This window comes from Vibrio celticus (assembly GCF_024347335.1).
Classification (GTDB): domain Bacteria; phylum Pseudomonadota; class Gammaproteobacteria; order Enterobacterales; family Vibrionaceae; genus Vibrio; species Vibrio celticus.
In genome coordinates this window covers 1,561,893-1,573,974 of record NZ_AP025464.1, presented here as the reverse complement: position 1 = coordinate 1,573,974, position 12,082 = coordinate 1,561,893, and the positions used below count along the sequence as shown (strand labels likewise).

Genomic DNA, 12,082 nt, shown 5'->3' with positions numbered 1-12,082 from the left:
TATTGCCATTAGCTTTTGCGCGTTGACTCCTGTATCGAACTCTTGTTCTCTTATTTGTGATGGATAAAAACAAAAATACCACTCTGCGATAAGAGTGGTATTCAAAGATTCATTACTGAAGTGAGTGCTTGTTATACTTTCTATACTTGTTACAAGCGATTAACTCGTGTTGGTAAGAACACCTCACCCAACATGCATCGCACCGAACCACCGCCAATGTCTTCGATCGTTTTCACGTTAAATGGTAGCAGCTTGCCATGTGTCGATAGCTGAGCTAACTGAGCTGGAGAAAACGCATCGTAAGCCGATTGAGACATCGCGATCACCTTGTCGCCATTCACTGTCTCCAGTTGCAGAATATTACCGCAGAATCGGTTCATCTGATCAATTGAGATAGAGATAACTTGCTTGTCTTTAGCAAGAGATTTCACCACAAAGCGGCGCTCAAACTCTGGGATCACTTCATCACAGATCACGCAGAAGTTATCACCAATCGCCATCATCACATTGGTGTGGTAAATCGGCTGGCCAGACGGCAGTGCTGTTTGGAATGAAACCACGCGAGAGTAACCAATACGCTTCGCATAGTCTTCTAACACTTCACGGTCACAACGCTGAGAAAGCGCTGCGTAGATAGTCTTGTTGATATGGTCGATAACCATCACGCCCGTGCTCTCTAGATAAGAACCCTGCGCGATGTAAGACTCTAGAGATTCACTGTGGTTAACAATACGACCCGACGCTTCTAACGCTTCAATAAGAGCATTTGGCTTAACTTCATTCTGACGGTTTTCACACGCCATAGGGAAAGTGAATAAGCTTCCATCGCTACAGGTACTGAACCAGTTGTTTGGGAAAACAGCATCCGGAGTTTCAACGCCCAATTCTGGGTAATCAAACTCTACAACTTGCACACCTTCTTTACGCAACAAAGCGACCATAGCTTTAAATTCGGCCATCGTTTCTACTTTCACCTCAGCTTCGGTCAGATTAACTCTGTGCTGAAATTCGTTATCACGTGCTGTTTCTTCGTTAAATTTAAACTCTTTTGGCGGCACCATAACAACGCAATTGGCGTTTTGAACATTAGTGATATGAAGTGATTTTTTGTGTAGGTTTAACATTTCAACCGTCCCTATCTTTTATTTACTTCAGAATTGTAAACAACTTGTTACAACAAGATTCACTGAAAAGAATATTGATTTGAATATTTATCCCAAACAATTACTGCAGATCTTAGATTAATCGGTAATTTTTACTGCAAGATAACAGCACATCAGAAAGAACCAACTGTATGCATATTCGTTAAGTCACTTTATGGATAAATATTCTGATTCCATTTTCTCGCCCATCACGAGTTTTGATTACAATTCAATCCATTTAACGTTAGGATTATCACCGTTGCATAACAATCAATTACGTTGGAAATAAGCTTAACTTTTCCTGTCTAATTCAATCTAAAATAAGCGTCATGAAAGACACTCTTTGGACCTTTCCTGTATCGCTTAGACAAAGTTTTAGTGTTTTAAAGCCAAGTGCCTAAATAGGCGCTAGAACAAAATCCATCGAATGACTTAATACTGATAAGAACCCATGGGCGCTTATATAATTTCAAACTAAGACAGTTAAATTTCGAATCAAGACCATAAAAACAAAGCTGCACCAACGATGCAGTCGCTTATAGATGCACTAGTTTATAAAGGGAAATCTATGTACAAGAAATTTGAAGGCTTTACTGAAGCCTTTCCAAAGGGAGAGCCGATACAACCTCCTACTGGCATACTCGCATTCTGCCGCCATTACACTCGGGGTTTCGAGAAACCTTTGATCTTGCTCGGGTTGATGAGCATGACCATCGCGATCATCGAAGTCGCGCTGTTCGGTTACATGGGGCAATTGGTCGACTGGCTATCAACAAGCAACCCAGACACTTTCTTAGCAGACAACGAGTCGACATTGGTGGGGCTCGGTATTCTGCTGTTGGTTGTGATGCCAATCTTGATCAGTGTTTACTCGCTATTGCTTCACCAAACTTTGCTGGGCAACTATCCAATGTCGATTCGTTGGTTAGCACACCGCTACCTTTTGAAGCAAAGCCTGTCCTTCTATCAAGATGACTTCGCCGGACGTGTCGCGACTAAAGTGATGCAAACCTCGCTCGCGGTGCGTGAAACCGTGACCAAAATGGTTGATGTGTTTGTCTACGTAACGGTTTACTTCACGGCGATGCTGTTCATGCTTGCTGAATCAGATTGGCGATTGATGGCTCCGATGCTGATTTGGCTATTCGTTTATATCGGTATCCAACTGCACTTCGTGCCAAAGCTAAAAGACGTTTCTTCCGAACAAGCAGATGCTCGTTCACTGATGACAGGTCGTATTGTTGATAGCTATACCAACATCGCCACCGTGAAATTGTTCTCACACAGTAAAAGAGAAACCGAATACGCAGAAGAAGGCATGGAAGGCTTTTTAGATACGGTTCATCGCCAAATGCGCTTGGTTACTGGCTTCAACATCTGCGTTGAGTTCGCTAACTATCTATTGGTATTCAGCATTGCAGGTATCTCTATCTACCTATGGTTAGACAACGCGATCACCGTGGGTGCAATCGCGATTGCGGTCAGCTTGGCTCTGCGTATTAACGGCATGTCGAAATGGATCATGTGGGAAATTGGTGGTCTGTTTGAGAACCTTGGTACCGTGATTGACGGCATTAAAACTCTGTCTAAGCCCATCGCTATTGAAGACAAGAAAGACGCGAAGCCTCTGGACGTTCCACAAGGCGGCATCAACTTCGACAACGTGAGCTTTAACTACGGTGAGAATAAGGGGGTGATTAACAACCTAAACCTCAACATCAAACCGGGTGAAAAAGTGGGCTTAGTTGGCCGTTCGGGTGCAGGTAAATCGACCCTAGTTAACTTACTTTTGCGTTTCCACGATGTAGAAAGTGGTCGCATCCTGATTGATGACCAAGAGATCTCGAGCGTTACTCAAGATTCTCTGCGCAGCAACATCGGTATGGTGACCCAAGACACTTCACTGCTGCACCGTTCGATCAAAGACAACATTCTTTACGGTCGACCAGAGGCATCAGACGAAGAGGTATACGCGGCGACTAAACAGGCGCACGCTCATGAGTTTATCGAAACACTAACCGACCCGTTTGGCAACGTTGGTTACGATGCTCAAGTGGGTGAACGTGGCGTCAAGCTTTCTGGTGGTCAGCGTCAACGTGTCGCTATCTCGCGTGTTCTTTTGAAAAATGCTCCCTTACTTGTTCTCGATGAAGCAACTTCTGCACTCGATTCTGAGGTAGAAGCCGCGATTCAAGAGAGCTTGATTGAGCTAATGGAAGGCAAAACGGTTATTGCGATTGCACACCGCCTGTCGACCATTGCTGCGATGGATCGCCTGATCGTGCTTGATGCCGGCAATATCGTAGAAGAAGGCACGCACCAAGAGCTGATTACACAAAATGGCATCTATGCTCAATTGTGGAATCACCAAACTGGTGGCTTCATTGCCGATGATCTTGAGCAAGCTACGAACGCTTAATTTTTGTGCTACTTTAAAAGTGCGATGTTATTCACACCAATTTGTTAATTAACGGTAAATTACATATAGCAGAATGTTATGTTGTAATTATATAATGACATTAACACCAAAGACGCCTCGCTTGCGCGTTCTGGAATAAGGCTAGACTTCGGGGGGAGGCTAGCCTTTTTTATACCTGCTATTTAGCGTTCTTTGCTACCTGCCAAATAAACTTCATCGATCCTTTTGTTTTTTTCTTGGCGTTTTTTTCTTAAAATGCGCGCAATATTCTTTCTAGAGATCAACCATGAACAAAAGTGTCTTAACTAACGTTATTGCGTTAGCACTGCTTGCTGGCGGCTATGCGACAGCAAACCAATACTTGCTTTACGCAGGCCTATTCGCATTTTCTGGTGCCATCACCAACTGGCTTGCGATTCACATGTTGTTCGAGAAAGTACCCGGCCTATACGGTTCTGGCGTTATTCCAGCACGCTTTGAAGAGTTCAAGGCAGCCATCAAGCAACTGATGATGGAGCAATTCTTTACAGAAAGTAACATCGATCGCTTCCTAAGCAGCGAGATGACAGGAAAGTCGCTCAATCTAGAGCCTGTGATTCAGAAGATCGACTTTAACCCTGCATTCGACTCACTGGTGCATGTTATCGAGAACTCTCAGTTTGGCGGTATGTTGGCAATGTTTGGTGGCACAGAAGCACTAGAGCCAATGAAAGCGCCATTTGTTGAGAAGATGCAAGAATCTGTGATTGAAATCAGCAAGAGTGACTCTGTAAAAAATGCCATCAAAGACGAGCTAGAGTCGCCTGCGATGATGGATGAAATCAAAGAGAACATTGAGGCGATCATCGATCAGCGCTTGAATGAACTAACACCTAAGCTGGTTAAAGAGATGGTTCAGACCATGATCAAGAAACACCTTGGTTGGTTGGTTGTTTGGGGCGGTGTATTCGGTGGTGTGATTGGCTTAATCTCTGCGACAATTACGCTGTAAGCCGAACAAGTTTATCGGATCGCTCTTTATCTGACGCTCAACAAAAAATGGAAGCTTATTAGCTTCCATTTTTTATATCTAAACCACCTTGGTAAGGCGAAATCAGGCCACTATTTTAGAGTTGCCAACAACTCAGGGTTCACACCGAAGCCCTTTTTATGCTCTTCAATCACCACTTCACTGCGTGTCTGAATCACACCAGGCAAAGTACCCAACTTAGTTGCCATAAACGCTTGGTACGCCTTCATGTCTTTCACTCGAACCTTGATCATAGTGTCAAAGTCACCCGACAGTGAGTAGCACTCTTCCACCTCAGGCATCATCTCTACCGCTTGGGCAAATTTGTCAAAGATCGAAAAGCTAGTCTGATCGAGACGGATATGGATAAAGACTTGAACATCGAGTCCCAGCTTTTCTGAACAAAGCTCAGCATGATAGCCCGTGATGTAGCCCTCTTTCTCCAATCGCTTGAGTCTATCAGAGCAAGGTGACGTAGTAAGGTTGACCTGTTTTGCCAGTTCAACGACAGGTAAACGCCCTTTCATATGCAGAATTCTTAGTATCTCTTTATCGATACGATCGAGCTGATGCTGAGACATAACATTCCTTAAACATTCTAAATTCCGCTCAGTATATTCCATACCAAGTGCAATCGAAGAAAACCTCGCTCACACATTTAAAAACTAAATGCACGGATGATATTCACACCAGATATAAATACATACAAATAGATAAGAGCCCTTATAAATCAAACTCTAGTTATTAACAAATTATTATAGAAATGACCCGATTAACAAATAAGTTGAGCCGGAAACGAAAGAAAGCATATAGGCCAAAGTGAATAATATAATTATCAAAGAGAAAGGATGACTCTATTATGAAAACGCAAGAACTCGCATATAAACCTTACGGTATTGGTTCATGGACACACGTAACGGTATCAAAAGATGTTGCTCAAGCACTAGCAAATGAGTACTCAAACTATGGTTGGGATGTGAAGATTGATGGCGACGCCATTGATGCTGAGCTAGCACTCAAAGCCGCATAGAAACGCAAAAACCTCCTAAAACGGAGGTTTTTTGATCTAAGTTAGTGAGCGCTTACTGTAAGTTAAGCTAAACCAACTTGGGGTACAGTACTTCCTGTTTCGCAACGGCAGTTACACGTGCGGCAGAAGTGCTGAGTTTCCATATCGTAGTACAGGTTTCCACTAAATAGCTTTGACGTCCATTGCATCATACGGCCAGAGGTTGTCTCGGGCTCTGATTCACAACGTTTCATTATAGACTTATGTAGTGTTGTTTTTTTACATCCTTTGCAATAGAGATCTGGCATACCTTTGTCCTATAGGTCTTTAGTGGTTACTGACAATTGACACATCATGTCTAATTCAGTTCAACAATTCACCGAGCTAATCACAAAAGTGAGCGCCAAGTTCAAAAAATAGCCATTTTTCCCTTCGTTTTTTGATATCAAGCGTCATCAAGATCCTTCTTCTATTTACCCCCCTTTTAATCATTCGGGTTCGATTTACATTGTAAAACCCGATAACGGCAGTACCTCACCCGTATTCATCCGAATTTGAAATAAGACAAAAGTCGCACCCACATAAAGAAAACTCAGCTTTTAATGATCACAAAAAACATATTGATCGAGCACGAAGCAATAAACACCAATATTGATAAAGAACGCTAGGGTCACGTCATGGAGAATTACGGGGGCAATGAAGAATACATGTACAACTGACACAGGCTGTTTGAGAAGATGGAACCGAGTGCTCACCAAGAGTTCTTGGAGTCATTGAATATCGTTCAAAAAGAAGTCGAAAGCATTAGGGACTGGTCAAAAAAATAGAGCCACCGAAGTGACTCTATTATTTGTTGCAATTGCTTTTGCTAATTCATCTGTATTTTTACAATGTAAATTAGTCTAGCTCAACGAGGTTCTTCTCGAACTCAGCATGTTGCTTCTTAACTTCATCTTCTGGCTCACCAGTAATCAAGCTAACCACAACGATAGAAATCGTTGATAGGATGATTCCCGGTACGATTTCATACACATCGAACCAACCGCCTGTGAACTGTTTCCAAAGTACAATCGTAACACCACCAACTACGATACCCGCTAGAGCTCCGTTACGGTTCATACGAGACCAGTAAAGGCTCAATACGATAGCTGGGCCAAACGCAGCACCAAAACCAGCCCATGCGTAAGACACAAGGCCAAGTACTGAACTGTCTGGCGTCATCGCTAGCACAAGTGCAATGAGAGAGATTAGGATTACCGCGAAGCGGCCGACACGAACGATCTCTTCAGACGTCGCATCTTTCTTAAGCACTTGCTTGTACAAATCTTCTGCCATTGCAGATGAAGAAACAAGAAGTTGTGAATCCGCAGTACTCATGATTGCCGCTAGGATTGCAGCAAGTAGGATACCTGCGATAACTGGGTGGAACATCGCGTTTACAAGAAGCATGAAGATCTTCTCGCCATCGTCTAGCTTAGGTGCTCCAGAGTTAGTTACGTAGATTAGACCAACAAGACCCACCAGCATTGCACCAATCATAGACAGTGCTGTCCATACCACCGCGATACGACGCGCTGTTGTTAGGTCTTTATTAGTACGTGTTGCTTTGAAACGAGCAAGGATGTGCGGCTGACCGAAGTAACCTAGACCCCATGCCGCTAGCGAGATAATCGCGATAGCAGAAAGCGGCTCACCTTTCGCATCATTCCATAGCGTTAGTAGCTCTGGGTTGATGTTGTGCAGGTCGCTAGACAACTGACCAAGGCCGCCGTTCATTGCCGCGATTGGTACAATCAATAGCGCAGCAGACATTAGTAAACCTTGAACCAAGTCAGTCCAAGATACCGCTAGGAAACCACCAAACAGGGTGTAAGAAACCACACATACCGTACCGATAATTACTGCCGTTGTGTAATCTAGGCCGAATACCGTTTCAAACAATTTACCACCAGCTACCAAGCCTGAACTTGTGTAGAAAAGGAAGAATAAAAGGATAAAGAAAGCAGAAATTGTTTGGATCAGCTTAGAGTTATCGTTGAAGCGACGAGATAGGAACTCAGGCAGTGTCAGTGACTCTGTAGTAATGCTGTAAGTACGTAGGCGTTTAGCACTGATTAACCAGTTTGCCCAAGTACCCACAAGTAGGCCACCAGCAAGCCAGAATGCTTCAAAGCCAGCAGCGTAAGCGTAACCAGGCAGGCCAAGTAACAGCCAACCACTCATGTCTGATGCACCAGCAGAAAGTGCAGCAGGCCATGGGCCTAACGAACGACCACCTAGGAAGTAGTCAGTTGAGTTAGATGTACGTTTGTAAGCAATAACACCGATCGCTAGCATCATAATTAGATACGCAATGAACGTCGTCGTTATTGCAAAACTGTTTTCTATCATTTGATAGTCCTCATTTTGTAGAAAGCCTTCCATGCCTAATTCAATGCAAGACACTCACCATAAAGGCAAGCGAGTGCATTGAGTTAGGTATTCAGGCTCCAAAGCACTATGGGTTAAATCCAAAAGTGGAAACAACCAAAAATGGAAACAACCAAAAGTGCTTAGAGCCAATTTTACTGAAGGTTAGTGAGCTTCGCTTCCAAGTTCGAGCAAAGTCGCGTTACCGCCCACGGCTGTTATATTTATAGTTCGCGTACGCTCGGTAATGAAGCGCAGCGATAGGTGTGGATCATTGGCAACATTCATTGTCGCCAGATCCGTTTCAGCTACTAAACCGACGATTGCACCGTCACGCTTAGCAAGCTGTAAATTGATAGCTTGTGCCGTTTGCGAGTTACCCACGTAACCCGCGCTACGTACATCGCAAGACAACAACTGTTGAGCAGCGTCATACGAGGCAACTTGCACCAAGTTAGTTGGCAAGTTCGCCGACTTAGCTGCGTCTGCAACTAAGGTATTGAACTGCATATCATCACTGCACAATTGAACGCTGTTACCTGCCAATAGCGCAGCAGTAATCAAAGCCATTGCAGTTTGCAGTGCTGGCACTTTCTCTTCGCAATCATCAACAATCACCAAAGCCACACCGCGACCAGCGGCATACAACTCATTGGTTTCGCCCGTAGGACCTGCCATTAGGTGATGTTCAGAAAGCAGTGCAGACGCTTGCTCTAGATGATAAGTCGCCACCGTCGCCAAAGGCACAGATTGACTTTCGATCTCTGATTTAAGCGCAAGTACCTGAGCACTCTTGTAATCAAAATCGGTAAGATTCCATTGTTCCCACGCTAGCAAAGCATCAGAAAAACCTGTCACTTGATGAACCATGATAATGCTCCTTATGCCTTGTCTTGTGATTGAGAGAAATGAACATCAGTAAAGCGGTATAGGTAGTGAGGACCACCCGCTTTAGGGCCAGTACCTGATAAGCCTTGACCACCAAATGGTTGAACACCAACAACGGCGCCCACTTGGTCACGGTTGATGTAGCAGTTACCCACACGAACGTGTTTTTCGATCCAACGGTAAGTTGTCTCGTTACGGCTGTGGATACCCATGGTTAAGCCAAAGCCCGTTTGGTTGATTTGGTCTACCACTTGCGCTAGCTCATTCGCTTTGAAGCGAACAATGTGTAGCACTGGGCCAAACTGTTCTTCTTTCAAGCAGCTGATGTCATCAATCTCAAAAGCACTTGGTGGAACAAAATCACCATGTTCACAATCCGTACCTAGAGAAAGTTGAGCCACCTTCTTCTGGGTATTGGTCATGTTTTCTAAGTGCGCCATTAGCTTCTGTTTCGCGTTTTGGTCGATAACAGGGCCAACATCGGTTTTATGAAGGTGTGGAATACCAACACTCAGCTCGTCCATTGCACCGTGAATCAACCCAACCACGCGGTCTGCAATGTCTTCTTGGATGTAAAGCACACGTAGTGCAGAACAACGCTGACCTGCTGAAGCGAATGCTGAACGAATCACATCACGAACTACCTGTTCAGGCAGTGCAGTACTGTCGACGATCATCGCGTTCTGGCCGCCGGTTTCCGCGATAAACGGAACTGGCTTAGCATTACGAGTGGCTAATGACACATTGATACGCTGTGCCGTTGGCGTAGAACCAGTAAAGGCAACGCCCGCAATCGCATCATGGCTTGTTAGTGCACTGCCGATCTCAGCACCGTGACCCGGTAGTAACTGAATGGTGCCAGCAGGGAAGCCCGCTTCATTCATCAATTCCACTGCGCGAGCTGCAATTAAGCTTGTTTGCTCGGCAGGCTTCGCCACAACCGTGTTACCCGCCACTAGTGCTGCAGTAATTTGGCCAAGGAAGATAGCTAGAGGGAAGTTCCAAGGGCTGATACAAACGAACACACCACGACCTTGTCGAGAAGCGATTCGTGTTTGGCCATCAAAACCTTTTAGTTCGAAACCTTGTAGGTTATCTGCTTGTTTTGCGTAGTAACGACAGAAGTCGACCGCTTCACGCACTTCATCAACGCTGTCGTGAATCGTCTTACCCGCTTCTTGATGACAAATTGCCACCAGCTCAGCGAGGTTGTCTTCCATCAGGTCAGCCAACTTATCAAGTGCAGCCGCTTTGGTTTCAACCGAAGTTGCGTTCCAATCAGCGAATGCTGCGTCTGCGCCAGTGATCGCAGCGGAAACATGATCAAGGTTAGCGAAAGCCACCTGACCCACATTAATACGACGATCATAAGGTGCCGTCACTTGCTCAACGTTCTGATCAGCCTTGATCATGCTTTCGGCAAGAGATTCACCGTTGATCACAGGGCCAGCAGTCCATTGATTGTTTAAGAAGCCTTTTACTTGCTCTTCAAACTGATGCGCTTCGCTTTCGATATCAATGTTCACACCGTAAGAGTTTTTACGCTCAGGGAATACCGCTGGCGGCAGAGGAATCTTAGTGTTGTTCAATGTATCGAACGCCAGAAGCATATCGACTGGGTGTTGAGTCAGTTCTGCCACTGGGCAACGTGCATCGACTAGACGGTGCACAAACGAGCTGTTTGCACCGTTCTCTAGCAAGCGACGTACTAGGTATGGCAGTAGATCTTTGTGGCTGCCAACTGGTGCGTAGATACGTACTGACTGTTGGTAAGCTTCCATCGCATGGTTGTAAAGTGAGTCACCCATGCCGTGTAAGCGTTGGAATTCAAAGTCTTTATGCTCGGTCATTACTGCAATAGCAGAAACCGTATGAGCATTGTGGCTCGCAAACTGAGGGAAGATATTGCCACGAACGCTTGGGCTCAATAGGTAACGCGCACATGCAAGGTAAGCTACGTCTGTCGCTTCTTTACGTGTGTAAACTGGGTAATCAGTAAAGCCCGCTTGTTGTGACCATTTGATTTCGCTGTCCCAGTAAGCGCCTTTCACTAAGCGAAGCGGGATCAAATCACCCTGCTCTTTCGCTAGGCGGTTTAGCCATACTAGAACCGGAAGTGCACGCTTTGAGTAAGCTTGAATAACCAGACCAAATTTACCCCAACCTTTTACAAGATCAGTGCGGTACAGTTTTTCGAATAATTTAAGAGAAAGCTCTAGGCGATCCGCTTCTTCCGCATCGATCGTAATTGCAACATCTAGCTCTACTGCTCGGCGCAATAACTGCTCTAGCGTGTCGCAAAGTTCAGTCAGTACGCGGTCTTCGTTCGCCACTTCATAACGTGGGTGAAGCGCAGAAAGCTTGATAGATACCGATGGCGCAGGGCTCGATTTTGAAGAGACATACGTGTCTCGACCTACGGCTTCAATCGCCATTAGGTAATCTTTGAAGTATTTGTTTGCGTCTGCAGTAGTCAGTGCCGCTTCACCTAGCATGTCGTATGAGTAGGTAAAACCTTTGTCACGCATAGACTTACCGTTCTTCTGCGCTTCAGCAATGCTGCGGCCAAGAACGAATTGGTGACCCATCACCTTCATTGCTTGGTGCATCGCTTTACGAATCACCGGCTCAGAAAGCTTGTTCACTAGACGGTTAACCGCTTGACCTGCACTCTGCTCTTTAGATGAAAGCCCAACCACCTTACCCGTTAGCATTAATCCCCAAGTGGATGCGTTAACAAACACCGAATCAGAATTCTTAAGGTGAGACTTCCAATCCGCAACGCTTAGTTTGTCGCGAATCAGTGCATCAGCCGTTGCTGAATCAGGAATACGCATCAAGGCTTCCGCCAGACACATCAGCAAGATGCCCTCTTGAGTATCTAAGCTGTATTCAAGCAACAGTGCATCGATCATCTGGATAGAAGTCTTATCCGCACGGATAGCTTCGATCAATGAGGTCGTTTTCTCTGTGATTTGCTGCTTTTCAGACTCAGAAGGGGTAGCTAGTGGCAGAAGTTGCTCTAGCCATTGGGTTTCATCCACCATATATAATGGTGAGATAAGCGACCATAGATCAGTAAGCGACTGCTCATTGAATTCTGGCTTTAACACATCAGTAGCTGTAAACATGCGTTTTCCTTAATCTCACACCCGGAATTAGCCCGGGGATCTCTACAATGGCTGCAGTGTATTTAGAGTATATAA

General features: G+C 45.0%; 8 protein-coding genes. 3 read left to right on the top strand and 5 right to left on the bottom strand.

The features are described from left to right. Positions 1 to 149 precede the first annotated feature (149 nt). On the bottom strand, positions 150 to 1,124 hold the full coding sequence (locus tag OCV19_RS22935) for an arginine deiminase-related protein (RefSeq protein ID WP_065676091.1): 975 nt from the start codon (positions 1,122 to 1,124) through the stop codon (positions 150 to 152). Positions 1,125 to 1,710: 586 nt separating this feature from the next. Between OCV19_RS22935 and OCV19_RS22930 the strand changes: the two genes are divergently transcribed. Both OCV19_RS22930 and OCV19_RS22925 read left to right on the top strand, forming a co-directional pair. Then, positions 1,711 to 3,561 carry an ABC transporter ATP-binding protein gene (locus OCV19_RS22930; RefSeq protein WP_065676090.1) on the top strand — a complete coding sequence of 617 codons (1,851 nt, stop codon included), beginning with the start codon at positions 1,711 to 1,713 and terminating at the stop codon, positions 3,559 to 3,561. A 286-nt stretch (positions 3,562 to 3,847) separates the two neighbouring features. After that, complete coding sequence (locus OCV19_RS22925; RefSeq protein WP_065676089.1) at positions 3,848 to 4,552, top strand: DUF445 domain-containing protein; 705 nt, start codon at positions 3,848 to 3,850, stop codon at positions 4,550 to 4,552. A gap of 110 nt (positions 4,553 to 4,662) precedes the next feature. Here the strand turns inward: OCV19_RS22925 and OCV19_RS22920 are convergent, their stop codons facing one another. Beyond that, positions 4,663 to 5,151 (bottom strand): Lrp/AsnC family transcriptional regulator, encoded by a 489-nt coding sequence (locus OCV19_RS22920; protein ID WP_004732526.1) that lies wholly within the window; start codon positions 5,149 to 5,151, stop codon positions 4,663 to 4,665. Positions 5,152 to 5,429: 278 nt separating this feature from the next. Between OCV19_RS22920 and OCV19_RS22915 the strand changes: the two genes are divergently transcribed. Beyond that, positions 5,430 to 5,600, top strand: a complete 171-nt coding sequence (locus tag OCV19_RS22915) for a hypothetical protein (RefSeq protein ID WP_019823299.1) — start codon at positions 5,430 to 5,432, stop codon at positions 5,598 to 5,600. Between the two features lie 876 nt (positions 5,601 to 6,476). On the opposite strand, the gene putP is transcribed toward OCV19_RS22915, so the two are convergent. The 3 genes from putP to putA all read right to left on the bottom strand — a co-directional run bounded on the left by putP (position 6,477) and on the right by putA (position 12,007). Beyond that, positions 6,477 to 8,003, bottom strand: a complete 1,527-nt coding sequence (putP, locus tag OCV19_RS22905; protein WP_170926838.1) for a sodium/proline symporter PutP — start codon at positions 8,001 to 8,003, stop codon at positions 6,477 to 6,479. Between the two features lie 150 nt (positions 8,004 to 8,153). Further along, a complete protein-coding gene (locus OCV19_RS22900) occupies positions 8,154 to 8,858 on the bottom strand; it encodes a 1-pyrroline-5-carboxylate dehydrogenase (RefSeq protein ID WP_065676088.1) in 705 nt (234 codons plus the stop codon). A gap of 11 nt (positions 8,859 to 8,869) precedes the next feature. Next, complete coding sequence (gene putA, locus OCV19_RS22895) at positions 8,870 to 12,007, bottom strand: bifunctional proline dehydrogenase/L-glutamate gamma-semialdehyde dehydrogenase PutA (protein ID WP_065676087.1); 3,138 nt, start codon at positions 12,005 to 12,007, stop codon at positions 8,870 to 8,872. Positions 12,008 to 12,082: the final 75 nt, after the last annotated feature.